At 54.0% G+C, this 24,374-nt stretch carries 19 protein-coding genes, 1 pseudogene and 1 riboswitch; of the genes and pseudogenes, 17 read left to right on the top strand and 3 right to left on the bottom strand.

Annotated elements, in window-relative coordinates; translation table 11 throughout:
* Positions 1 to 394: 394 nt before the first annotated feature.
* The 8 genes from BR86_RS0105275 (at position 395) to BR86_RS0105235 (ending at position 11,274) form a co-directional block, all read left to right on the top strand.
* On the top strand, positions 395 to 1,504 hold the full coding sequence (locus BR86_RS0105275) for a sensor histidine kinase (RefSeq protein ID WP_051684618.1): 1,110 nt from the start codon (positions 395 to 397) through the stop codon (positions 1,502 to 1,504).
* Entirely contained in the window at positions 1,501 to 2,214 is a 714-nt protein-coding gene (locus tag BR86_RS0105270) for a response regulator (protein ID WP_031471947.1), read from the top strand. The genes BR86_RS0105275 and BR86_RS0105270 overlap by 4 nt, the downstream gene beginning before the upstream one ends.
* A gap of 136 nt (positions 2,215 to 2,350) precedes the next feature.
* Positions 2,351 to 3,277, top strand: a complete 927-nt coding sequence (locus BR86_RS0105265) for a nucleotidyltransferase family protein (protein WP_031471946.1) — start codon at positions 2,351 to 2,353, stop codon at positions 3,275 to 3,277.
* The gene (locus BR86_RS0105260; protein WP_051684596.1) at positions 3,277 to 5,766 is read left to right on the top strand and encodes a hypothetical protein; all 2,490 of its coding nucleotides are present in this window, start codon (positions 3,277 to 3,279) and stop codon (positions 5,764 to 5,766) included. Before BR86_RS0105265 ends, BR86_RS0105260 begins: the two co-directional genes overlap by 1 nt.
* A 47-nt stretch (positions 5,767 to 5,813) precedes the next feature.
* A complete protein-coding gene (locus BR86_RS0105255; RefSeq protein WP_031471944.1) occupies positions 5,814 to 7,106 on the top strand; it encodes a UDP-N-acetylglucosamine 1-carboxyvinyltransferase in 1,293 nt (430 codons plus the stop codon).
* Positions 7,107 to 7,388: 282 nt separating this feature from the next.
* Positions 7,389 to 7,530, top strand: a riboswitch (SAM riboswitch).
* Between the two features lie 197 nt (positions 7,531 to 7,727).
* Positions 7,728 to 8,918 carry a methionine adenosyltransferase gene (metK, locus tag BR86_RS0105250; RefSeq protein WP_031471943.1) on the top strand — a complete coding sequence of 397 codons (1,191 nt, stop codon included), beginning with the start codon at positions 7,728 to 7,730 and terminating at the stop codon, positions 8,916 to 8,918.
* A gap of 140 nt (positions 8,919 to 9,058) precedes the next feature.
* On the top strand, positions 9,059 to 10,588 hold the full coding sequence (locus BR86_RS0105240) for a sensor histidine kinase (RefSeq protein ID WP_051684595.1): 1,530 nt from the start codon (positions 9,059 to 9,061) through the stop codon (positions 10,586 to 10,588).
* Positions 10,585 to 11,274 carry a response regulator transcription factor gene (locus tag BR86_RS0105235; RefSeq protein WP_031471941.1) on the top strand — a complete coding sequence of 230 codons (690 nt, stop codon included), beginning with the start codon at positions 10,585 to 10,587 and terminating at the stop codon, positions 11,272 to 11,274. Before BR86_RS0105240 ends, BR86_RS0105235 begins: the two co-directional genes overlap by 4 nt.
* A gap of 196 nt (positions 11,275 to 11,470) precedes the next feature.
* Here BR86_RS0105235 and BR86_RS0105230 read toward each other — a convergent pair whose 3' ends face one another.
* Both BR86_RS0105230 and lepB read right to left on the bottom strand, forming a co-directional pair.
* Positions 11,471 to 12,790, bottom strand: coding sequence for an aspartate kinase (locus tag BR86_RS0105230; RefSeq protein WP_031471940.1), 1,320 nt, complete (start codon positions 12,788 to 12,790; stop codon positions 11,471 to 11,473).
* A 33-nt stretch (positions 12,791 to 12,823) separates the two neighbouring features.
* Positions 12,824 to 13,471 carry a signal peptidase I gene (gene lepB / locus BR86_RS0105225; protein ID WP_278245592.1) on the bottom strand — a complete coding sequence of 216 codons (648 nt, stop codon included), beginning with the start codon at positions 13,469 to 13,471 and terminating at the stop codon, positions 12,824 to 12,826.
* A 220-nt stretch (positions 13,472 to 13,691) separates the two neighbouring features.
* Between lepB and glgB the strand changes: the two genes are divergently transcribed.
* From glgB to BR86_RS0105185, 9 genes and pseudogenes are all read left to right on the top strand, one after another.
* Positions 13,692 to 16,430, top strand: a complete 2,739-nt coding sequence (gene glgB / locus BR86_RS0105220; protein ID WP_081844102.1) for a 1,4-alpha-glucan branching protein GlgB — start codon at positions 13,692 to 13,694, stop codon at positions 16,428 to 16,430.
* Positions 16,390 to 16,512 (top strand): annotated as a pseudogene (locus tag BR86_RS16580) (GIY-YIG nuclease family protein); the annotation flags it as partial. The gene glgB and the pseudogene BR86_RS16580, both read left to right, overlap by 41 nt.
* A gap of 10 nt (positions 16,513 to 16,522) precedes the next feature.
* A complete protein-coding gene (locus tag BR86_RS14555; protein ID WP_330372102.1) occupies positions 16,523 to 16,951 on the top strand; it encodes a LysR family transcriptional regulator substrate-binding protein in 429 nt (142 codons plus the stop codon).
* A gap of 80 nt (positions 16,952 to 17,031) precedes the next feature.
* The gene (locus BR86_RS0105210; RefSeq protein ID WP_031471937.1) at positions 17,032 to 17,910 is read left to right on the top strand and encodes a radical SAM protein; all 879 of its coding nucleotides are present in this window, start codon (positions 17,032 to 17,034) and stop codon (positions 17,908 to 17,910) included.
* Positions 17,911 to 18,078: 168 nt separating this feature from the next.
* Entirely contained in the window at positions 18,079 to 18,828 is a 750-nt protein-coding gene (locus BR86_RS15100; protein WP_051684593.1) for a zinc ribbon domain-containing protein, read from the top strand.
* Positions 18,829 to 18,899: 71 nt separating this feature from the next.
* On the top strand, positions 18,900 to 19,286 hold the full coding sequence (locus BR86_RS0105200) for a thioesterase family protein (RefSeq protein ID WP_031471935.1): 387 nt from the start codon (positions 18,900 to 18,902) through the stop codon (positions 19,284 to 19,286).
* 42 nt (positions 19,287 to 19,328) lie between these two features.
* Complete coding sequence (locus BR86_RS0105195; protein WP_031471934.1) at positions 19,329 to 20,624, top strand: dihydroorotase; 1,296 nt, start codon at positions 19,329 to 19,331, stop codon at positions 20,622 to 20,624.
* 42 nt (positions 20,625 to 20,666) lie between these two features.
* Complete coding sequence (gene malQ / locus BR86_RS0105190; RefSeq protein WP_075034435.1) at positions 20,667 to 22,244, top strand: 4-alpha-glucanotransferase; 1,578 nt, start codon at positions 20,667 to 20,669, stop codon at positions 22,242 to 22,244.
* A gap of 35 nt (positions 22,245 to 22,279) precedes the next feature.
* Positions 22,280 to 23,917 carry an ABC-F family ATP-binding cassette domain-containing protein gene (locus BR86_RS0105185; protein WP_031471932.1) on the top strand — a complete coding sequence of 546 codons (1,638 nt, stop codon included), beginning with the start codon at positions 22,280 to 22,282 and terminating at the stop codon, positions 23,915 to 23,917.
* Here the strand turns inward: BR86_RS0105185 and BR86_RS15585 are convergent.
* Positions 23,914 to 24,300 (bottom strand): helix-turn-helix domain-containing protein, encoded by a 387-nt coding sequence (locus BR86_RS15585; RefSeq protein WP_075034428.1) that lies wholly within the window; start codon positions 24,298 to 24,300, stop codon positions 23,914 to 23,916. The genes BR86_RS0105185 and BR86_RS15585 overlap by 4 nt on opposite strands.
* Between the last annotated feature and the right edge of the window lie 74 nt (positions 24,301 to 24,374).

The following is a 24,374-nucleotide window of genomic DNA, read 5'->3' as shown; positions in this document are numbered from 1 at the left end:
ACCAAAAAAGCAACGAAACGCAGGCCCGGAGCGGCTTCCGATTTTGAGCGCTTCTGTGTATAATGAGGAAAGTATGTGAAGTCCTCGGGACGCACCTCGGGAACGGGGGATGGGATCGAACTCCAAAACCGGCCTGCGGATTTTGATTTGCGGGAAACCGCAGTGGGAAATATTTTTCAGGAATACGAAGGATACCGGGGATCGCAGATCGAAAGGCGGGAGACAGATGAACAGGTCGGAAATGCGGCATACGGAGGAAGAGAAACAGCAGAGAGAATCCCGGCAGGGCAGGGAAAACGGGAACCGCGCAGCAAAGACACCAAACCCGGTCATCCCGTCGGAGGAACCGGAGACGGGCACCGCCCGCGGTCCGCTCCAGCAGCTGATCTACAAGATGTTTGTCACCATTCCGCCGATCATTGAGCGGATGAACGGCTGGTGCGTCGCCTTTCTTCTTCTGGTGGCGGCGACGGCGGTGTCGGCATTTTTCTTTGAACACATGGAGAATCCGACGGCCAACATCGCGCTGGTCTATGTCGTGGCAGTCTTTTTTGTCGCCCGGACCACGAAGAATTACCGCTACGGGCTTGCTGCCAGCTTCGCGGCGGTCATCGCCGTAAACTACTTTTATACCTTCCCGTACAATCAGATCAACTTTACGATGACGGGATATCCGATGACCTTCCTCGCAATGTTCTCGATTTCGAGCGTGACGAGCGCCATGATCACGAATATGAAGGAACAGGCGCAGGCGCTTCAGGACCGGGAAAAGAAGCTGATGGAAGCGGAGAAAGAGCGCATGCGCGCGAATCTTCTCCGGGCGGTCTCGCACGATCTCAGGACACCGCTCACCAGTATTATCGGTTCCAGCACCGTCTATCTGGAAAATGGCAGCGACATGACGGAAGAACAGAAGAATGAGCTGATCCGTCACATCCGGGAGGATTCGAACTGGCTGCTGAACATGGTGGAAAATCTGCTTTCCGTCACCCGTATCAACAGCGACAATGCGGCGAAGGTGAATAAGAAGCCGGAACCGGTGGAAGAGGTGCTGGAAGGAGCCATTGCCCGTCTGAAAAAGAGGATTGAATGGGCGAAGGTGCACGCACAGCTGCCGGATGAGTTTTATATGATCCCGATGGATGCCATCCTGATCGAGCAGGTCCTGATCAATCTGATGGAAAACTCCATCGTTCACTCCGGAACAAGGCACCCGATCGACGTGACCGTGGAGTCCGACGAGGACGGCATCATTTTCCATGTGAGGGATTACGGCGTGGGAATTCCGCCGGAGCGGATCCGGACCATCTTTGACGGCACGACATCGGAGCCGAACAACACCGGGGATGTGCGGAAGGGAATGGGAATCGGCCTCTCGATCTGCAAGGCGATCGTGCGGGCCCATGACGGCGAGATCTGGGTGCGAAATATGGAACCGGGGGCGGAATTCAGCTTCCGCCTGCCACGGGGACAGTATAAGACAGATGAGGATGATAGATCATGAGTCAGAAACTGGAAGTACTTATCGTAGAAGATGAGAAGAATATATGCGATTTTATCGCGACCTTCCTGAATGCGGAAGGGTGCCACACAGAGACGGCAACGCGGGGAAAAGAGGCGGTGTCCATGATCGCCTCCCATGCGCCGGATGTGGTCCTGCTGGATCTCGGCCTTCCGGATATCGACGGAATGGAAGTGATTGAGAAAGTCCGCGAGTGGAGCAGTGTTCCGATCATTGTGATCAGCGCGAGAACACAGGAGGACGAAAAGGTCCGCGCTCTGGACGCGGGAGCGGATGACTATCTCAGCAAGCCCATCGGAACGGGCGAACTGATGGCCCGGATCCGCACGGCACTCCGCCACAGCAACCGGCTGAAGACAGGTGCAGAGCTCTATACGAAGCCGTTTCATGCCCGGGATCTCACGATCGATTTCGAAAAGCACCTGGTGCTGAAGGGGGATGTCCCGATCCATCTGACACAGATCGAGTTCCGGATTATTGCCCTCCTCGCGCAGAACGGCGGGAGAGTGATGACGTATGACGCCATCATCCGGGCGATCTGGGGACCGTATGCGGACGGCGACAACAGCATTCTCCGGGTAAATATGGCACACATCCGCCGCAAACTGGAGAGCAATCCGGCCGAGCCGGAGTACGTCTTCACGGAGATGGGGATCGGATACCGTATGATTGAGGATGAGTCGGCCGTGTGATATAATACGGTGGATGTTTTGGGGGCGGCCGGAGTGAAGACCGGGATCGCGGGAAAACCGCGATGACGGGAAAACGGATCGTCAGCCGAAACAGGACGGACGAGGTTCCGAATATAATAATCGAGGAAATATTACCATGAAAGATACAGCACTTGTGATTATGGCTGCGGGGATCGGAAGCCGTTTCGGCGGAGGGATCAAGCAGCTGACTCCGATGGGCCCGAACGGCGAGATTATCATGGATTATTCGATCCATGATGCAATCGACGCAGGGTTCAACCGGGTTGTGTTTATTATAAGAAAAGACCTGGAAGCGGACTTCCGGGAGATTGTCGGTGACCGCATCGCGAAGATCATTCCGGTTGCCTATGCCTATCAGGAGGTGGATGATCTTCCGGAGGGATACACTGCACCGGAAGATCGGAAGAAACCCTGGGGAACCGGTCATGCGGTTCTGGCGGTCCGCGGCATTGTCCACGAGCCGTTTCTCGTGATCAATGCGGACGATTACTACGGAAAAGAAGGATTCCGTCGGATTCATGACTATATGGTTCATGAGATGGATGAGAACGCGGAATACATCGATATGTGCATGGGCGGTTTTATGCTCAAGAACACGCTCAGCGAGAACGGCGGCGTGGCCCGCGGTGTCTGCGAGGTTCGGGAGGACGGAACCCTCGCCAGAGTGACGGAGACATACAACATCCGCCGGACGGAAAACGGCATGGAGGCGACGGACGCGGAAGGCAATCCGGTTACGGTGCGGGAAGACCAGCACGTGTCCATGAATATGTGGGGCCTGACACCGCGTTTTCTGGATGTCCTTGCAGAGGGATTTCCGAAATTCCTCGACGGTCTGAGCGAGGAAGGAAGAAAAAAGGCGGAGTATCTTCTGCCGGCAATGATCGATGAGCAGATTCAGAACGGAACCGGAAGAGTCCGCGTGCTGGAGACACCGGACCGGTGGTTCGGCGTAACCTATAAAGAGGACAGGGAGAGCGTAACGGCGGCATTTGCCCGGCTGATCGCCGAAGGCGTCTACCCTGAAAAACTGTATAGCTGATGGAGAAAAAAACTCAGATTGTGCTTGCCGCGGCCTGCGCGATTTCAGTGGCAGCTCTCGGAGCTGCGGCTTATGTGCGCGGGGCGAAGTCCGACAGCCGGAATAAAGAGAACGGAGCTATCTTTACTTCGGTGGCCGGCGGGCAGGTACCGGTGATCAGCTTTCAGTCCTGCGGCAGAGAAATGAACCCGACGTGCGGGTACACGGATCGGGAGCGGGCAGATTCGGGACGGCCGGATCTGACGATTCTGCCGGAAGACCGGAACCTGAAAATCTGGATCGACGGGCAGGATAACGCAGTCACGTCCGCCCGCTATGAGATCCGCGAATCGGGTGTGGATCACCTGGTTGAGCGGACGGATATCAAAGAGATCACCAAAGACGGAGACGGCCGGCTCACGGCGTCTCTTCCGATTGAGAATCTGATCGCGGCCGGAAAAGAATACGATATGACGGTTATTCTCACCGGAAACGGCGGACAGGAGATCTACTACGGTACAAGAATTCTGCTTCCGGAGAAGACGCCGGAGCAGGAAGAGGCCATGGTGAAACTTGCCGCGGATTTTTCGGAGAAGACGTTTGACAAGACGGCGGCGACTTCCCTGACCACGTATCTGGAGGCAAATGAGATGGCGGACAATTCCTCTCTCGGCCACCAGACCCTGAAGAACAATTTTGATATGCTGACCTGGCACAATACCGGAATGCAGCGTCCGGAGAAGGTGAATCTCCATCTCCGTGAACTGGCCGGAAACTTTGGCGTGGTCAGTCTGGATTATACCTCCTCGATCTCCGGCGATTCCGGTACCCGGTATTATGACGTGGAGGAGAGTTTTACCATGCGTCAGGGGACGGAGCGTGTCTACATGATGGATTACGACCGCACCGTCAACCAGGTGTTTAACGGCGCGGAGAGCGCGTTTTCCGATTCCAGAATCTCTCTCGGAGTGTCCGACGGCACCGGGATCTCGGCGAGAGCCAGCGAATCCGGAAAGGTCCGGGCATTTACGGTCAACGGCACGCTCTGGCTGCAGAATGCGGACAAGAGCAAGACCACGCAGGTCTGGAATTCCCGCGAGAAGGAGGAGAGCCGTCAGACCGGCGACGGGAATCATGCGATCCGCATCCTGAACGTGGATGATAAGGGAAATGTGGACTTTGCGGTTGCGGGATATATGACCGGATACGGCCACGCAGGCAGCGTCGGCACCGGCATCTATCATTACGATGAGAACCGGTCTCTGCTGACGGAGCGCGTCTTCATCCCGTCCAATGAGGACACGGACGATCTTCTGGAGGACACCGGCAAGCTGATGAATCTTCCGGACAGCGACAGCCTGTATTTCCTGATGAACGGGACGCTGTATCATGTCGACTGCAGTGAGGGCACAAGTGAGGTCGTTGCGAACGGCCTTGATTCCGATAATTTTGCCGTGAGCAGCGATTCCTCAAAGATTGCATGGCAGAACGGCGACAATTCCTGGTACGGCGACAGTCTGACCGTCATGAATTTTGCAAACGGCGAGAAGACACAGAAAGATCCGGAAGACGGCAGCGTGATCCGGCTCGTCGGCTTTGTGGGAGATGATCTCGTCTACGGACTCGGAAAATCGACGGATCTCCGGAAGTCGGACGGACGAATCATTGATTTCCCGCTCTATGCGGTAGAGATCGTGAATGACCGGATGGAAGTGGAAACGCGGTATCAGAAAGAGGGCATCGCCATGACGGGCGTCTTCATTCAGGACAGCCGCGTGCACCTGCAGAGAGCGCAGAAGACGGCGGAAGGTCTCACGCCCATTGACGAGGACACGCTGGTCTCGAACTCTGTCGAGAGCGGCGCCGGCGCCGGTTTTGGAACCTACAATGACGGTGTTATGGGCCGGAGCTACTATATTTCGGTCACCCGGGGAAGCGCATGTGTGAAGATCCGGAAACCGGCGAAGCAGGAGGCGCGCAGCACAAATGTTGCCGCACCGGAATCGAACGCGGCACGGAAAGATGTCTGGTATGCGTATGCATGCGGAAAACGTCAGGGCGTGTATGTGAACTTTGCCGACGCGGTTAATGCGGCCTGGGACAGAATGGGACTTGTGACCGACCCGCAGGGCCGGATTCTCTGGGCAAGAGCGAACAGGAAGTCCTCCGCGTCCATTTCCGCCTCCGGCGGAGCGGTATCTGCCGCAAAGACGCATGTGGAAGACTTTATCAAGGGAAACCGCGGGGCTTCGGACGGCACAGTCTACCTGGACGGACGGGGGCTTTCCCTCGGACAGGTTCTGTACTTTGTGTCGAAAGGGCAGCCGGTGGCGGTGATCAGTCCGGACGGAAGCGTAGGCTTCATCATTGCCTACGACCAGTTTGACAATGTGACCTATCTTCGCGGGGCCGGTACGGAGAGTGCGACGGCGGAGAAAATGGGAATCAACGATGCCACGCACTACTTCAGCACACTCGGTAACAATTATATTTGTTTTGCAATTCCCTGAGGATTGTTATATAATACCCACCGAGTATACGCTTACAGAGGTGAAAAATGGGTCAATATATAATGAAAGGCGGCATTCCGCTCGTTGGTGACGTTACCATCAGCGGCGCAAAGAATGCTGCGCTCGGCATTCTGGCCGCGGCGGTCATGACGGATGATGATGTCCTGATCGAGAATCTGCCGGATGTTCGAGACATCAATGTCATGATTGAGGCATTGGCTGAGATCGGAGCGGGGGTTGATCGAATCGACCGCCATACCGTCCGCATTCATGCGGGCACGATCCGTCAGTTCAGTGTCGATGATGAATATATTCGTAAGATTCGCGCGTCCTACTATTTCCTGGGAGCTCTTCTCGGTAAATATAGAAGTGCGCAGGTTCCGCTTCCGGGCGGCTGCAATATCGGAAGCCGTCCGATCGATCTTCACTTGAAGGGTTTCCGGGCGCTGGGCGCGGAAGTCCGGATCGAGAACGGCATCGTGTTTGCGCAGGCAGACGAACTGAAGGGAAGCCATATTTACCTGGATGTCGTGTCGGTCGGTGCGACCATCAATATCATGATGGCGGCAGCACTGGCTGTCGGCGAGACGATCATTGAGAACCCGGCGAAGGAGCCGCACGTCGTTGATGTGGCGAACTTCCTGAACAGCATGGGTGCCAATATCAAGGGCGCCGGTACGGATGTCATCCGCATCCGCGGTGTAAGATCTCTTCACGGAACGGAGTATTCCATCATTCCGGATCAGATCGAGGCCGGAACCTTTATGTGTGCGGCGGCAATCACCAGAGGTGATGTCACCGTTCAGAATGTCATTCCGAAGCATCTCGAGGCGATCAGCGCGAAGCTCGTTGAGCTTGGCTGTGAGGTCACGGAATTTGACGAGGCGGTCCGTGTGGTCGGCCGTTCCAGACAGAATCACATGAATATCAAGACGCTTCCGTATCCGGGATTTCCGACGGATATGCAGCCGCAGATCACGGTGACGCTGGCACTCGCACAGGGAACCAGCATCGTTACGGAGAGCATTTTCGAGAATCGTTTTAAGTACGTGGATGAACTGGCCAGAATGGGCAGCAACATCCATGTCGAGGGAAATTCCGCGATCATTACGGGCGTGGAAAAGCTGACCGGCGCGGATGTCATCGCACCGGATCTGCGCGCGGGCGCAGCCCTCGTTCTGGCGGGCCTTGCCGCAGACGGCTATACCTGCGTGGACGAGATCGGCTATATTCTGAGAGGGTATGAGTGCTTCGATCAGAAACTTCAGGGACTCGGTGCGTGCATCGAGCTGGTGGATTCTGACAGAGAAGCTCAGAAGTTCCGCATGAAAGTGGTCTGAGGAGAGATTCCGGCCATTGACAGCAGAACCGACAATTCAATCACTGAGGCGGTGAGGATTCGCTGCCTCGAACGGCCGCCGGCATATGCCGGCGGTTTTTTCATTTCAGGGGATATTTCTCCAGGCGGAACATTTTCCTGTTTTTTCGGGGAAATGCATAAGACAACAACCGGATTCCGCCGAAAAAAGCGGAAAACTTGACAGTAAAAAAATACTGTGTTATAAAGTATATCCGGTCTGCCGATATATACAGCAGATTTACAATTGCATACTATAGATTATCCCTTATTCAGAGTGATGGAGATACAGAGGATCGATGAAGTCACGGCAACCCCGTTGGTCTGCACATCAATAGTCAGTGTACGGACGGAAGCGGAAGGTGCCAACCTGAGCGCGGAATGAATGATGAAGCGAGCAATAAGAGGATTTGATTTGACGTAAATGATAATCAGGTCCGCACTCGCGGACCTGATTTTTTCGTGCAACAGGAAAGTTTTCCGAATATTCCTGCCACACAGAAAACGCTGGAAGGTCCTTTGACCGGGCATTGTCGAGCATAGTGGATTTGCGTTCAGGGATTCTTATGAATAGGGCGTTGTTTCAGAAAGGACATAAACAAAAATGGAGAGAAGATTATTTACATCTGAATCGGTAACCGAAGGACATCCGGACAAAATGTGCGACCAGATTTCCGATGCAATTCTGGATGCCATGCTGGCACAGGACCCGATGAGCCGTGTTGCCTGCGAGACCGTAACCACAACCGGTATCGTTGCTGTTATGGGTGAGATCACCACAAAGGCAAATGTAGACATTCAGAAGATTGTCCGCGATACCGTCCGCAAGATCGGATACACCAGCTCCGATATGGGCTTTGACGCAGACAGCTGCGCGGTACAGGTTATCCTGGATCACCAGTCTGCCGACATCGCCATGGGTGTAGACAAGGCGCTGGAAGCCCGCGAGAACGAGATGAACGATGCCGAGCTCGACGCCATCGGCGCCGGCGATCAGGGTATGATGTTCGGATTTGCTACCAACGAGACCCCGGAGCTTATGCCGTATCCGATTGCGCTTGCACACAAGATGGCAAGAAGACTGACAGAGGTAAGAAAGAACGGAACCCTCGCGTATCTTCGCCCGGACGGCAAGACACAGGTTACCGTAGAGTATGACGAGAACGGCAAGCCGGCCCGCATTGACGCCGTAGTCCTCTCCACACAGCACTCTGCGGATGTTTCTCAGGAGACCATCCATAAAGACATCAAAAAGTATGTGTTCGATGAGGTGATTCCACAGGATATGGTGGATGAGAACACCAAGTATTTCATCAACCCGACCGGCCGCTTCGTTATCGGCGGACCGAACGGAGACAGCGGTCTTACCGGCCGCAAGATCATTGTTGATACCTACGGCGGTGCCGCAAGACACGGCGGCGGCGCATTCTCCGGAAAGGACTGCACCAAGGTTGACCGTTCCGCAGCGTATGCTGCCCGCTATGTTGCCAAGAACATTGTTGCGGCAGGTCTGGCGGACAAGTGTGAGATCCAGCTCTCCTATGCAATCGGTGTTGCGCATCCGACATCCATCATGATCGATACCTTTGATACCGGAAAACTCTCCGAGGAGAAACTGGTTGAGATCGTTCGCGAGAACTTCGATCTTCGTCCGGCCGGCATCATCCGTATGCTTGACCTTCGCCGTCCGATCTACGAGCAGACCGCGGCTTACGGTCATTTCGGCCGCACTGATATCGAGCTTCCGTGGGAGCAGACCGATAAGGCAGAGACGCTGAAGAAGTATCTCGGCTGAGAAAACCGTTAAAATATATCATTTTTCAAATCATCAGCAGGCCGTCGTACCGGAAATCCGGTGCGGCGGCTTTGTGTATGTATTTGCCTCTTCTTCCGTGGTAAAATATTTCCATACGAGGCAAATCGGAGGTAAAACCTATGAAGATAAAGACCCAGCTCATGCTCACGTTCTTTACGGCAACCGTGGTTCCTCTTCTTCTGATCGTGCTGATGGTCGCCGGAATGATGCGGTATCAGCTGCATGTGATTGAGGAGACCTACGGAGTTGAGGGCCAGTATGATATGCTCCTCGGCGATTCCACCCAGCTTCTCAGCCGCATGACACAGACGACGGCCCGGGCGGTGGCGGATACGACAAAGAGTTCACCGGATACCCTGCTGGACAAGAGCTATCTGGATACGGTCAACGATCAGCTTTCCAAAATCTTTTCCGGAATCATCGTCCGTCAGAATAACCGGATCATTTACAACGGATACAGGGAGGACACCCTGACGATCGCCGATCTTCCGGATTTTCAGGATCCGAGTCAGAATACCGGCGCAGGATTCTATATCGACGGCGCGAAGGCGAATATGCTCAAACAGATTGACTTCCGCTTTACCGACGGCGCTTACGGATCCGTTTTTATCGTGACAAGCCTTTCCGGTCTGATTCCGTTAATCCGTCAGATGTTCTGGCAGATGATTCTGATGGCAATCATGATCATGGTTCTGGCCGGCATGTTCCTGACCACATGGCTGTTCCGCACGATCCTGCAGCCGATCTCGAAACTGCAGGAGGCGACCAAGCAGATCCGGGATGGAAACCTTGATTTCACCCTGGAAGTACAGAGCGACAATGAGATCGGCCTTCTCTGTCAGGATTTCGAGGACATGCGGATCCGACTGAAGGAATCCGCAGAGGAAAAAGTGGAAAATGAACGCGAGAGCCGTGTGCTCATCCGCAATATATCCCATGATCTGCGAACGCCGCTGACGGCGATCAAGGGATATGTCGAGGGGATCCGGGACGGAATTGCGGATTCACCGGAGAAACTGGACAGGTACCTTCGCACCATCTACAATAAAACCAATGACATGGATCACCTGATCGATGAGCTGACATTGTATTCGCGAATCGACACCAACCGTATTCCGTACAACTTTGTAAAGGTGCGGGTCAATGATTACTTCCGCGACTGCAGCGAGGAAGTCGGCGTGGATATGGAAGCCAGAGGCGTGGAATTCTCCTACGGATCCAATGTGGCGGACAATGTGAAAGTCATTCTGGACCCGGAGCAGATGAAGCGCGTGGTCAACAATATTATCGGAAACTCTCTGAAATATATGGATAAGAAACCCGGACGCATTGCCATCCGGATTTTGGATAAGGGTGATTTTATTCAGACGGTGATCGAAGACAACGGTGTCGGAATCCCCAGAGAGGATCTCCGGAAGATCTTTGAGCGGTTCTACCGCACCGACAAATCGCGGAATTCCAAGCGCGGAGGTAGCGGAATCGGACTGTCGATCGTCAAGAAGATCATCGAGGACCATGGCGGCCGGATCTGGGCGACCAGCGACGAGAACAAGGGAACCGCCATGCACTTCGAACTCCGGAAAGCGGAGGATGATGAAAAATACGCTTCGGTTTCGGGGCAGACGGATGAAGGAGGAAATGGGAAATGAGCAACATTCTTGTGATAGAAGACGAGGAAAGCATCGCGGAACTGGAACGCGACTATCTGGAGATCTCCGGTTTTTCGGTTGAGATCGAGAATACCGGCGAGGGCGGTCTGGCGCGGGCGCTGCGGGATGATTTTGACTTGATTCTGCTGGATCTGATGCTTCCGGGAATCGACGGCTTTGAGATCTGCCGTCAGATTCGCGAGAAGAAGAATACTCCTCTGATCATCGTGTCGGCGCGGAGAGACGATATCGACAAGGTTCGCGGCCTCGGCCTCGGCGCGGACGACTATATCACAAAACCGTTCAGCCCGAGCGAGATGGTTGCCCGGGTGAAGGCGCATCTGGCTCGGTATGAGCGCCTGATCGGCACCGGACATCCGGAAAATGAGATCATCGAAATCCGCGGAATCCGCATCGACCGTACTGCCCGCAGGGTTTGGGTAAACGGAAAAGAGACAAACTTTACGACCAAGGAGTTTGATCTTCTGACATTCCTGGCATCCAACCCGAATCATGTATACACCAAGGAGGAACTCTTCCGGGAGATCTGGGGCATGGAGTCTCTGGGAGATATCGCCACCATCACGGTTCACATCAAGAAGATCCGCGAGAAGATCGAGACCAACACCGCGAAACCGCAGTATATCGAGACAATCTGGGGCGTGGGCTATCGATTCCGTGTCTGAGAGATGGCACATAATCAGAGATGGCAACTATTTTTTAGACACAGATGCAGAAAGAAGGACATCCGAAGGCGTAAACACAGCCGGGGATGTCCTTCTTTTTTGAAAGAAAGATGGAATTTAATCGTCTCGAAAATCAAAAAGCTGTTTTGGTTTGATTTCTGACAGGATTCTCAGCAGGAAATGCAATCCGCAATTCTCAGATGGAAGCGGAGATGAAGATATCGTAGATTGCCTTTACGGCCGTCTCGAAGTCTTCATTGCGCACGCCGATGATGATGTTCAGCTCACTGGAACCCTGATCAATCATCTTGACGTTGACGCGGGCATGAGCCAGCGCGGAGAAGATTCTGCCGGCGGTGCCGCGGGCACTCTTCATGCCGCGGCCGACAACCGCGATCAGGGCGAGATCCGACTCCAGTTCGATGGAATCCGGATGTACGGCGCGGTGGATGCCGCTGATGACCTGCTGTTCCTTGTTCACGAACTCATCCTGATGGATGAAGACCGTCATCGTATCGATGCCGGACGGGATGTGCTCGAAGGAGAGGCCAAGATCCTCAAATACGCTCAGAACCTTGCGGCCGTAGCCGATCTCCGCATTCATCATTGCCTTCTCGGTTGTGATGGAGCAGAAGCCCTTCTTGCCGGCGATGCCGGTGATGGTGTAATGCGGCTTCCGGCAGGTGTTCTCGACGATCAGAGTGCCCGGATCCTGCGGTCTGTTGGTATTCATGATGTGGATCGGAATTCCCTCTTTTCGTACCGGGAAGATCGCATCCTCATGAAGAACGCTTGCACCCATGTAGGACAGCTCGCGGAGCTCACGGTAGGTGATGGTATCGATCGGGAGCGGATCCTCGACGATGCGCGGGTCGGTAACCAGAAAACCGGAAACGTCGGTCCAGTTTTCATAGACATCGGCGCGAACAGCGCGCGCGACGATGGAACCCGTGATGTCGGAACCGCCGCGGGAGAAGGTGTGGATGCTTCCGTCCGGAAGAGAACCGTAGAATCCGGGGATGACGGCATTGTCCATGGTGGAAAGCCGTTCAGCGAGCTCCTCGTTGGTCTTTTCGGAATCAAAATTGCCGTTTTCATCGAAGAAAATGACATCGGCCGCATCGATGAACTCGTAACCGAGATAGTTTGCCATGATGATGCCGTTCAGATATTCTCCGCGGGAAGCGGCATAGTGACGGCCTGCTTTCGCGTTGAAATTCTCTTCGATCTTTTTGAATTCAAAGTCCAGATTCAGGTTGAGGCCGAGACCTTCGATGATGGAGTTGTAGCGGTCCTGAATGGTCTGGAAAATCTTTCCGTAGGGCTGACCGCTTTCCACCGCGTCATAGCAGCGGTAGAGAAGATCGGTTACCTTGTCATCGGTCTTGGTGCGTTTTCCCGGAGCAGACGGAACGACAAAACGTCTGGAGCGGTCGGCGCGGATGATATCGCCGACTTTCTGGAACTGCTTGCTGCTTGCTAAGGAGCTTCCCCCGAATTTCACAACTTTGATCATATTCAGCCTCGTTTCTTCCTTTTAAAATATTGATCAATGGGCATAATCTTCATTCTTGTCGATCAGCCACTCCACTCCCGGGAAATACCGGAAATAGACTTTGCCGATCAGCTTGTCCCGTTTGACGAACTTGTTTTTCCACCGGCGGGAGTCGTTGGAGTAATTGCGGTTATCTCCGAGCATGAAGTAGGATCCCTCCGGCACAGTGAAGTGCATCGGTGCCTCCTCCATCATATCTTCCGCGATGTACGGTTCATTCAGCGGAGTATCGGAGCCGTTCAGATAAACCTTTCCGTTCACGATATCCACGGTGTCGCCGGGCATGCCCATGATTCTCTTGACATAATAGGTACGGATTCCCTTTTCCTCATCGTCCGGATAAACAAAGATGGCGATGTCGCCGCGTTCCGGTTCCCCGAAGGTATAGGTGAGCCGGAGTCCCATAACGCGGTCGCCCGGCAGGATGGTATTCTCCATGGATCCTGTCGGTACGGTGCTGTTGGCGATGATGAAATGGTTCAGGAAAAATGCGATTGCCGCGGCACAGAGAAGCATCTCCACCCAGCTCAGCAGTTCCTTCCAGAATCCGTTCCCGTTTGGTTCCGGTTTTTTTCGGGATGTATGGTCCCCATCCGTAACATTTTCCGGAGTGTTCTGTTCACTCCGCATGTTGTCGTCCATTTTATCACACTTTCTTTAACGGTTTAAGCCGTGAAATCAACTGTTATAACAGAAGTTATAACGGGATCGGGTGAAAAGTTATACAATTATAAAGTGTAAGATAACTTACATGAATAAGCAAGATTTTTTTGTTGTTTCAAATCGTCATGAAATATTGTATTATATTGACATGGAAAGTAAAGCGGAGGCCATGTAAAACTCAAAATCGGGAGGCAGACATATGGATGGAAAGTTGTATGATCTGATGGACTGGAAAGCAATTGAGGAAATTACATATTCGGAGTCTTCTGACCCGCATCGGATCCTGGGCGCGCACCGAAAGAAAAAGGGTACACTGGTGCAGGCGTATCTTCCGACAGCAAGGGGAATCTCTGTCTGCCTGAATGGGAGCAGAAAGAAATATCCGATGGAACTCGTGGATGAGAGCGGTTTCTTTGCGGTTTTCATTCCGCTTGCGGACATCGGAACCTATCATTATGAAGTCCTGTTTGACAACGGGACCCTCTGCGATATGTGCGATCCATATGCGTTCCCTGCGCAGATTAAAGACAGCGACCTGAAGAAGTTCAGTGCCGGAACTCATTATGAGATCTGGAAGATTCTGGGTGCCCATCCGAAGACGGTGGATGGTGTGGAAGGCGTTGATTTTGCGGTCTGGGCACCGTGCGCGATGCGCGTGTCGGTGGTCGGAGATTTTAACCTCTGGGATGGAAGGCGTCATCAGATGAGACGTCTGGGCGATTCCGGAGTTTTTGAGCTGTTCATCCCGGGACTGAAGGCAGGGGACCTTTATAAATTTGAAATTAAGAATCACAACAGTGCGCCGTTCCTGAAGGCCGATCCGTATGCAAATCAGACGGAGATGCGCCCGAAGACGGCGTCCGTTGTCTGCAGTGCCGATCCGTTCCACTGGACCGATGACAAATGGATGGCGGAACGGAAAAGACACAGTCAGGATGAGCTTCCGATGGCGGTCTATGAGGTCCATCTGGGATCCTGGAAGCGGAAAAATGCAGAGGGAAGTGAGGCGGAAAAGGCATATCTCGGCACGGAATTCTATAATTACCGGGAGATCGCCCATGACCTTGCGGCATATGTGAAGGATATGGGATACACTCATGTCGAACTCCTTCCGGTAATGGAGCATCCGCTGGACGCCTCCTGGGGATACCAGACGACCGGTTATTATGCACCGACAAGCCGGTTCGGAACGCCGGACGATTTCCGGTATTTCGTCAACTATATGCACTCGAAGGGTATCGGTGTTATTCTTGACTGGGTTCCGGCACATTTCCCGCGCGATGCCTGGGGAATGGCACAGTTTGACGGAACCTGCGTCTATGAACATGCAGATCCGAGACAGGGTTGTCATCCGGACTGGGGTACACTCATCTTCAATTACGGCCGTCCGCAGGTATCCAACTTCCTGATCGGAAGTGCGCTGTACTGGACCGAAGAGTTCCATGCCGATGGACTTCGCTTCGATGCGGTTGCGTCCATGCTGTACCTCGACTACGGAAGAAAGCCGGGCGAGTGGGTGGCCAATATCTATGGCGGTAATGAGAATCTTGAAGCGGTGGAATTCCTGAAGCATCTGAATTCGGTCTTCCGGGAGCGCGAAAAGGGCGCAGTCCTGATCGCGGAAGAGTCCACTGCGTGGCCGAACGTCACCGGCGACGTGAAGGAAAATTCTCTCGGCTTCCATTACAAATGGAATATGGGATGGATGAACGACTTCCTGCGCTATATGCAGTGTGATCCGTATTTCCGCCACAGCCGGTACAATGATCTGACGTTCAGCATGATCTATGCGTACAGCGAGAAGTTCATTCTCCCGCTCAGTCATGACGAGGTTGTTCACGGAAAGGGATCTCTGGTGAACAAGATGCCGGGGGCGACGCTGGAGGAGAAGTATGCGGAGCTTCGTGCCGCATACGGATTCATGACCGGACATCCGGGAAAAAAGCTCCTTTTCATGGGACAGGAATTCGGTCAGATGGATGAATGGAGTGAAGAACATTCCCTTGAGTGGGACCTGTTAGAGTACCCGATCCATAAAAATACGCAGAATTATGTACGGGATCTGAACAAATTGTACCGGAAGCATTCGGCACTTTGGAAAAAAGACTTCGATTCTGACGGTTTTGAGTGGATAAACTGTATGGATGCGGAGCAGAATATTGTCGTATTCATCCGAAAGACGGATGACCCGGCAGAAACGCTGCTGTTTGTCTGCAATTTTGCGCCGGTGGCACATAAGAAGTTCCGCGTCGGCGTTCCGTTTGCCGGAAAATTCAAGGAGATCTTCGGAAGCGAAGACGCACGGTACGGCGGGCCGGGTCTCGGCAACACGAGGGTGAAGACTTCGAAGAAGGAAGCATGGAACGGCCGGGAGGACTCGATTGAAGTGGATGTTCCGGAACTGGCTGTCATGATCTTCAGCTGCACCCCGACGGAAGCGCCAAAGAAACTTTCCGGAAGAACAAAGAAGACCGGCGGCGGATCGACTGCAGAGACTGTCGATGCGATGCCGAAGACGGAAGCTGCGGATGATGAATCGGCGGCGGAAGTGATCCTTGCGACAGTGGAGTCCGCAACGGATACGGTAAAAAAGGCAGCGGATAAAGTCGCAAAGACGGCAAAGAAGAAGGCGGCCGACGCCGGAAAGACCGCGGACAGGATCGCGGAGACGGCGAAGAAGAAGGCGGCCGATGCCGGAAAGACCGCGGACAGGATCGCGGAGACGGCGAAGAAGAAGGCGGCCGACGCCGGAAAGACCGCTGACAGGATCGCGGAGACGGCAAAGAAGAAGGCGGCCGACGCCGGAAAGACCGCGGACAGGATCGCGAAGAAAGCGAAGAAAAAGGCGGCCGACGCCGGAAAAGCGGCCGATAAGATTGCACAGAAGGCGAAGAAAAGTGTCATCAGAGAGAACGAAGAATCCGACGGAGCGAAGTAACTTCACATACCTTCTCCGGTGTGCGGACGGAACGCTCTACTGCGGATGGACCAATGATTTGGAGCACCGGCTGAAAGCTCACGGACTACCGGCTGACGCAGGATGAGGTTCGCACCGGAAGAAACAACGAGCCGGACTGCCCGGAACTGCCGCTGGAAAAGATGGAAGACACGCCGTTTGTCATGCTGAAGGACGAGAACAATCTCTATCAGCGCGCGATGGCGATGGCGCAGATGCACAATTTCCAGCCGCAGATCATTCTGAAACTGGACAGTGTGGTTTCCGCGTTCAATATGGCCTGCTCCGGTATCGGTGCGGCCTTTATTCCGGACGGCCTGGCAAAGCACATCGCATATGATGTGCCGCTGTATTTCTATCGCCTGGATGAAAAACTTTCCCTTCGCCGCATTCATTTCGTGAAGAAGCGCAACAAATACATGACCCGCGCGATGGAAGAATTTATACGGATCGCGGTTGGTGACGAAGTATATGAGACGGTGTCCTCGGAGGAGACCGAATAAGGAATCAGACAAGTATGCCCCCGTCTGAAACGCCGCCTGCGGCGTTGGACAGGGGCATAATCGTGCATTAGGAGAATCCCATGAAATATGAAGGAATATTATACCGGCCGCCGAGTGAGGCGAGAAGCCTGATCCTGCAGGTGACCATCGGATGTGCGCATAATACCTGCACATTCTGCAATATGTACAAGGAGAAAAAATTCCGTGTCCGGAGTCTGGAGGAGATCTTTCGGGACATTCAGGAACTGGAGGATGATGGATACGGTCCGTATTTCCGCAAGGCGTTCCTCGCGGACGGCGATGCCCTGATGATGAAGACGGAGGACCTCGTGAAGATCATGAACCGGATTCATGCGGCATTTCCCTTTGTGAACCGGATTTCATCGTACGGAACCGCAAAGGATATTCTGAACAAGACCGAAGAGGAGCTGATCGCGCTCAGGGACGCCGGTCTCGGCCTGGTCTATGTGGGAGCGGAATCGGGAGATGACGAGATTCTTCGCTACATCCATAAAGGCGTGACCGCGGAGGAGATCATCCGGGCGGGGCAGAAACTGAAAAAATGCGGCATCGGCACATCAGTGACGCTGATCTCCGGTCTCGGCGGGCGCGGTAAAGTTCGCGTTCACGCGGAGGCGTGCGCGGATCTGATCTCAAAGATGAACCCGGAATACGCATCCTTTCTGACGCTCCGTCTGTATGAAGGGACAGAGATGTACGATGATGTGGTGAGCGGCCGGTTCGAGCGGATCACGCCGGACGAGATCATGGATGAGATGGAGATATTCCTGAAAAAGGTGGACTCTCCGGGAACGGTGTTCCGCACCAACCATGCATCGAACTACGTGATCCTTGCGGGAGATCTGAACGATGACATTCCGGAGATGCTGGAACAGGTTGCCACGGCGAGAGAAAAACATCTGTACCGGAGATTCCGGGAGACCGGCGACCTGATGTAGGCGAAAGGCCCCGCTCCTTGCAAGAATGCGGGCTTTAGGGTAAGATGTTGATACGAATGGAAGGATACATGGATGTGCTGACGGCAGTGAAGCGGGCGTGACGCATATTCCGTGATCCGGGCTGTGAGGATACACAGCTGAAAAGAAACCATATGAGGAGATAAAGACATGTTTTTTATCGGGGGAGTGAATCAGGGCATTCGGACGCTGTCATATCTGAAGGATATTCTGTGCCCGAAATGCGGGAAAAAAGCCCGAGGGGACGTATATGTGATCTACTGGTACTTCAGCTTCTTCTTTATTCCCCTGTTTAAGTGGGGAAAACACTATTTTGTCCGGATGAAATGCTGCCATGCGGTGTATGAGATCGACCCGGTGCGCGGAAGGGCGCTGGAGCGGGGCGAGGACATCGACATTGACCCGGATGACCTCGCTTTTGTCGGATATATGAACGGGAAGACCCCGATTTACGGATACGGCGGAATGTTTGGAGACGAGCCGGATGATGCGGAACGTCATGATTATTCACGGCAGCCGGAAAACAGCTCATGCTGTGCGGACGGGGCCTGTGCGGCGGGCCGGTCGGATCAGGACGGACAGATGTCGGGAGCGGCGGGGATTGCCGCCGGTTCCTCAAAAGAGGACGGATACGGTCCGGCGGCAAATACAGAAGAGCCGGCAGGACATCCGGATGCTGCCCGGAACGCGGATCCTGCATGGAATACGGATTCAGAGAATCCGGCGGAGGAAGAAAAGCGATTCGGGAAGGATAATTCCGAAGCGGATGGCGCGCAGGCGAAGCAATCTGCGATTCCGGACCGGATACCGCGCTACTGCAGTACCTGCGGCACCGAGCTTTTCGAGGGGATGCGCATCTGCCCGAAATGCGGAAGGAAGCTGAACTGGTACAAAAACTGAGAGACAGGCACTGTTAACATTTAGTTTTTATTTTATAGAAAGAAACAGATTCTTCAGGAGGAAAAAGCATCATGATCGAGACAGGAATCAAGGGCAGACAGGAGACGATCGTTACCGAGGAAAATTCCGCGAAGGCAGTAGGAAGCGGAACTCTGCTGGTGTTTGCGACACCGGCGATGATCGCTCTGATCGAAGAGACAGCATGGAAATCGGTCGCTTCTTCTCTGGAGGAGGGAGAGGGAACCGTCGGCACAAAGCTTGATGTCGCGCATATCTCTGCCACTCCGGTCGGAATGAAGGTATGGTGTGAGACGGAACTGACCGAGGTAGACCGCAGAAGACTGGTTTTCACCGTTGCCGTTTACGACGAAAAGGGCAAGATCGGCGAGGGAACTCACGAGAGATTCGTCATCAGCAATGAAAAGTTTATGGAGAAGGCGAACGCAAAAAAAGCGTGAGTTTCTGTACAGAACCGGACAGACCGGAAAGGAATCGAAGAAATGCTTTGGATAAAGAACAGCCGGGTGATCGATCCGGAAAGCGGAACAGACCGCGTGACGGATCTGTTTCTGGATGGCGGTGAGATCGCCGGAATCGGTGAAAAGGCCGTGAAAATGGCAGAGAAGGCCATATCCGCAGGATCGGAGGTGCAGGAGATTGACGGGACGGGTCTGGTGACGGGCCCGGGCCTGATCGATGTTCATGTTCATTTTCGCGATCCGGGCCTGACTTATAAAGAGGATATCCTGACCGGAAGCGAGGCGGCCAAAGCCGGAGGCTTTACGACGGTCGTTCTGATGGCAAACACCAAGCCCACGGTCGACACACCGGAGACGCTGAAGTATGTGCTGGAAAAAGGAAAAGAGACCGGCATTCACGTTCTCAGCTGTGCCAATGTCACGATGGGGATGCGCGGTCAGGAGCTGACGGATATGGAAGCGCTTGCGGAAGCCGGCGCGGCCGGATTCACGGATGACGGTATTCCGATCCGGGATGGGGAAATGCTCCGGCTTGCCTTTGAGCGGGCGGCCCGTCTCGGACTTCCGGTGAGCCTTCACGAAGAAGATCCGGCATTTATCCGCAACAACGGAATCAACCGCGGAGCGGTCTCCGAGAAACTCGGAATCGGCGGATCTCCGGCAATCGCAGAGTATTCCATGACGGCCCGGGACTGCGCGATTGCGCTTGAAACCGGTGTCAGTCTGGATATTCAGCACATTTCCTCCGGGAAAACGGTGGAGGTGCTCCGGGCGGCAAAGAAGATGGGCGTCCATGTCTGGGGCGAGGTCACCCCGCATCATTTTACACTGACCGATGAGGCAGTCCTGAAATACGGAACACTGGCGAAGATGAATCCGCCGCTTCGGACGGAGGAGGATCGTCAGGCGATCATCCGCGGACTTCAGGATGGAACACTGGACATGATCGCGACCGATCATGCGCCTCACTCCGATGAAGAAAAGAGCCGGCCGCTGACCGAGGCGCCGAGCGGAATTACCGGTCTGGAGACCAGTCTGATGCTGGGCGTGACGGAACTGGTGAAAAAAGGATATCTCACCTATCCGCAGCTTTTTGAGAAAATGAGTCTGAATCCGGCAAGACTTTATCGGCTTCCGGGCGGACGCATCGCGGAGCATGCACCGGCGGATCTGGTGATGTTTGATGACTGCCGTGAATACACGGTGGATCATTTTTATTCCAAGGCAAACAATTCGCCGTTCCTGGGATGGAAACTTTTCGGACGGCCGATAAGGACAATTTGCGGCGGAAAGGTAGTCTACTGTGCGGAAAAATGATAGTATATGTTCTTCCGGAGCGAAAAAGCAGAGGTGAAGCATATGACGGCAGCAGATCTAAAAACGGAAAGTCTCACGGAATCACCGGCGGTTTCGCCGGCAGAGCCGTTAGCCCGGGGCGCCGGCATCCTGATGCCGGTGAGCTCGCTTCCGTCCCCATACGGAATCGGAACGATGGGGCAGGCGGCACTGGATTTTATCGACCGGCTGAGTGCGGCCGGACAGCGGTACTGGCAGGTACTGCCGCTCGGGCCCACCGGCTACGGGGACAGCCCGTATCAGGCATTTTCGGCTTTTGCCGGGAATCCGTATTTCATTGATCCGGATCTTCTGGTGAGAGACGGACTTCTCACAGAGGAGGAGATCCGGAGTTTTGCCTGGGGCGATGATCCGTCGAAGGTCGATTACGGGAAGATTTATGATGGGAGATTTGCGCTCTTCCGGAAGGCATACGAGCGTTGGAAAGCGGTGCGCACGGCGGAAAATGCCGCGGAATACGAACAGTTTCAGAAAGCACAGGAATTCTGGCTGGATGACTATGCTCTTTATATGGCCTGTAAAAAGGATTCCGGTGATCTTCCCTGGACAGAGTGGGAAGACGGCCTTCGTCTGAGAGAGCCGGAAGCGCTGGACCGGTTCCGCGCGGAGCATGAAAGCGATATCGAATACTGGAAATTCCTTCAGTTTGTATTCTTTGGACAGTGGAAAACCGTGCGGAAATACGCGGAAGACCGCGGAGTCCGGATGATCGGCGATATGCCGCTCTATGTGGCACTCGATTCGGCAGACTGCTGGAGCCGGAGCCGGTATTTCCAGACGGACCGTCAGACGAGACTGCCGCGGGAAGTGGCCGGTGTGCCGCCGGATGCATTTTCCGCGGACGGACAGCTCTGGGGAAATCCTTTGTACGACTGGGATGAGATGGAACAGGACGGTTTTCTGTGGTGGAAAGAGCGGATCCGCGCCAACGCGGAACTCTACGATGCCGTGCGGATCGATCATTTCATCGGAACAGTCCGGTATTATGCCATTCCGGTCGGCGAGACGACCGCGAAAAACGGAACCTACCGGAAGGGGCCGGGGGCGGCGCTCTTTACGGCGCTTCTGAAAGAACTGGAAGGAACCGGGACAAAGATCATCGCGGAAGATCTCGGCGTTTTTGTGCCGGAGGTCGAAGCGCTGCTCCGGCAGTTCGGATTTCCCGGCATGAAGGTGCTGGAATTCGCCTTCGGAGGGGACCGGAAGAATCCGCATCTTCCGATGAACTATACAGAGAATTGCATCTGCTATGGTGGAACGCATGACAATGAGACCATGGCCGGATATTTCCTGTCCGGGCAGAGGCCGTGGTGGGAAATGCAGTATGTAAAGGATTATCTGGGCGTGACGGACGAAAACCGTCTGATGGATATGCTGTTCCGCGCCGGTTACGGCTCGGTGGCGTCCGTTGTCATTTTCCAGATGCAGGACGTGCTCGGACTGGACAACCGCGCGCGCATGAATACGCCCGGAACCTTCGGAGACAACTGGAGCTGGCGTATGCTGCCGGGCGCATTTACCGATGAGAGAGTCGGATATCTCGCGGGGCTTGCCGATATCTACGGGCGAAAACCGCAGTAATAATATACAGATAGTTAGAGAGGAATCAGAACAAAATGATTAGTACAAGCAATATTTCACTCCGCGTAGGAAAGAAGGCACTGTTTGAGGAGGTCAACATCAAGTTCTCCGAGGGCGAGTGCTACGGCCTGATCGGTGCCAACGGCGCCGGAAAGTCCACTTTCCTCCGCATCCTTTCCGGCCAGCTGGAGCCGACCAGCGGCGAAGTTGTCATCACGCCGGGACAGAGACTTTCTTTCCTGCAGCAGGATCAGTTCAAGTATGATCAGTATCCGGTTCTGGATACCGTTATCATGGGAAACAAGCGCCTGTATGACATCATGAAGGAGAAGGATGCCATCTACGCAAAGGAAGACTTCACCGAGGAAGACGGTGTCAAGGCGGCGGATCTGGAAGCGGAATTCGCCAATATGGACGGATGGAACGCGGAGTCGGATGCGGAGAGTATGCTGAACGGCCTCGGTATCGACACCGAGCTTCACCAGAAGCAGATGAGTGAGCTGAACGGTGCGCAGAAGGTCAAAGTTCTTCTGGCACAGGCACTGTTCGGCAACCCGGATATCCTTCTGCTGGACGAGCCGACCAACCATCTGGACCTCGATGCGATCGGATGGCTGGAAGAGTTCCTGATCAATTTTGAGAATACAGTCATCGTTGTATCCCATGACCGTTACTTCCTGAACAAGGTCTGCACACAGATCGCGGATATCGACTACGGCAAGATCACGCTCTATGCCGGAAACTACGATTTCTGGGTTCAGTCCAGTCAGCTCATGATCCGTCAGATGAAGGAAGCAAACAAGAAGAAAGAGGAGAAGATCAAAGAACTGCAGGAGTTCATCCGCAGATTCTCCGCGAATGCGTCCAAGTCCAAGCAGGCGACATCCAGAAAGCGCGCCCTCGAGAAGATCGAACTGGATGACATCCGTCCGTCCAGCCGTAAATATCCGTATATCGACTTCCGCCCGGAGCGTGAGATCGGAAATGATGTCCTGACAGTCTCAAACCTGACCAAGACGGTAAACGGCCGCAAGGTTCTGAACGGCGTATCCTTTACCATCAACCGCGAAGACAAGGTTGCCCTGGTCGGTCCGGATGAGCTGGCAAAGACGACACTGTTTAAGATTCTGACCGGCGAGATTGAGCCGGACGAGGGAGATTTCAAGTGGGGTCTGACGACGTCGCAGGCATATTTCCCGAAAGACAATTCCAAAGAATTCGCCAATGAAGATACGATCGCAGAGTGGCTGACACAGTACTCTCCGGTGAAGGATGCGACGTATGTTCGCGGATTCCTCGGAAGAATGCTGTTTGCCGGCGAGGACGGCGTAAAGAAAGTCAAAGTTCTTTCCGGTGGTGAGCGTGTTCGCTGCATGCTTTCCAAGATGATGATTTCCGGGGCCAATGTCCTGATGCTGGACGAGCCGACCGACCATCTCGACATGGAATCCATTTCTGCACTCAACACCGGAATGATGAAGTTCCCGGGCGTTCTGATCTTCTCATCCCGTGATCACGAGATCGTTCAGACGACCGCAAACCGTATTATTGAATTCATCGGCGGAAATATCATTGATAAGATCACCGATTATGATTCCTACCTCGACAGTGATGAGATGGCGAGAAAACGTCAGGTTTACACCGTGACCGAGGATGAGGAAGCAGACGATTAACACGAAAGTTTCGGACATTCATCCGGCTTGAGAAGATAGAAGACAAGAAAACGGTCGTGGTCGGAAAGACCGGTCAGACCGTGCAGAACTTCCCGCAGGGAGAGATCCCCGGCGAAGGGAAGATTCAGCATTTCCTCATCTCTGGAGTTCGGTAGTCCGAGGAGCCGGTCGGAGGAAACGCCGTAGTATTTTGCGAGGGAGATCAGGTGGCGGATCGGAAGTTCGAGCTTGCCGCATTCGTACTTGGAATAGACCTGCTGTCGGATGTGAAGCAGGTCGGCCACTTCGCGCTGCGTGAGATGGCGGCTCTTGCGGAAGTTCTTCAGGCGCTCCGTGTCGGCGTGGATTCGTTGGCTGCTGTCGGTGGTGCAGAGATAATGCATAGTTTGATACCTCCATTGTCTGTTTTTTTGAATTGTTGAAAGAATATTGAGCTTGTAAGAAAAAAGAGGATGCA

The organism is [Clostridium] aminophilum DSM 10710, assembly GCF_000711825.1.
In the GTDB taxonomy this organism is placed as follows: domain Bacteria; phylum Bacillota; class Clostridia; order Lachnospirales; family Lachnospiraceae; genus Clostridium_R; species Clostridium_R aminophilum.
Note: the sequence above shows the minus strand (reverse complement) of the source record. Positions and strands in the feature narration are given on the sequence as shown.